General features: G+C 54.7%; 2 protein-coding genes. Both read right to left on the minus strand.

The features are described from left to right. The coding region (locus QJ48_RS36470) for a helix-turn-helix domain-containing protein (protein WP_157261843.1) at positions 1-121 on the minus strand (121 nt) is incomplete at its 3' end. A gap of 267 nt (positions 122-388) precedes the next feature. Next, a partial coding sequence (locus tag QJ48_RS33725; RefSeq protein ID WP_237763148.1) for an ATP-binding protein occupies positions 389-975 on the minus strand: 587 nt, incomplete at its 5' end.

Here is a 975-nt window from a genome sequence, read left to right on the forward strand (position 1 = left end):
CGTTCCACCTCGCAAGGAAGTGGTTAAAGACAAAGCGAGCGCATCCAAACATCTGATGGATCAGCGTCGTTTGCTCCTCCGTAGGGTAGATGCGAAAGCGAAAAGCTTTATGATGCAACATGCGACCATTTACCTCTTTTGGTGATTTTATGACAATTATAGCACGTATGTTCGCATTGATATATAAGAGATGCTGAGAAGACTCCCCCTTATCGAAGAGGGAGTCTTCTCAGACTTAACGATAAAAGGAACGTCTCCTCCTGCACGACGCAGGTATTTTGGCGGTGCCCGTCACGAAGCGATTGCCTTACACTCACATAATCCGTATCGATCACCTCGCGCTGGCTTAAAGGACGGCAGGCGCAGGTACAGCAGTAACAATAACACCTTACTGGATAGCGCTCATGCAGTCGTATTCGACGCAGCCCTTGACACGGATGGTGAAAACGAACTCCGCCCCACGGCGGCTTCCCGGTGCAAGCGCAATGCGGCCGCCCATGAGCTGCACGAGATTTTTGCAGATCGCCAGCCCCAGCCCCGTCCCCCCGTATTTGCGGGTTAAGGACGAGTCCACCTGCGTGAATGGCTGGAACAGCAGGCTGCGCTTCTCCTCAGGGATACCGATGCCCGTATCGGAGACGCGGAACTCCAGCTCAAGCTGCTCTTCCGCGCGGCTTAACACCGCGACCGAGACGTGAACGCCGCCCTGCTCGGTGAATTTGACGGCGTTGCCGACCAGGTTGATCAGAACCTGCCGCAGCCGCGATTCGTCGCCGATGATGCATTCGGGGATCGCCGGATCGATGTCGTACGTAAGCTCCAGCGACTTGCTGCGGCTTTCGGCGTGGAACACCTCGTACGTTTCGATCAAGCTCGTCCTCAGGTTCAGCGGCTCTTCTTTGATCTCCATCTTGCCGGACTCGATCTTGGATAAGTCCAAAATATCGTTGATGACATAGAGCAGCGCGAGTACGT

The organism is Paenibacillus sp. A3 (assembly GCF_001399685.1).
Lineage (GTDB): Bacteria > Bacillota > Bacilli > Paenibacillales > NBRC-103111 > Paenibacillus_G.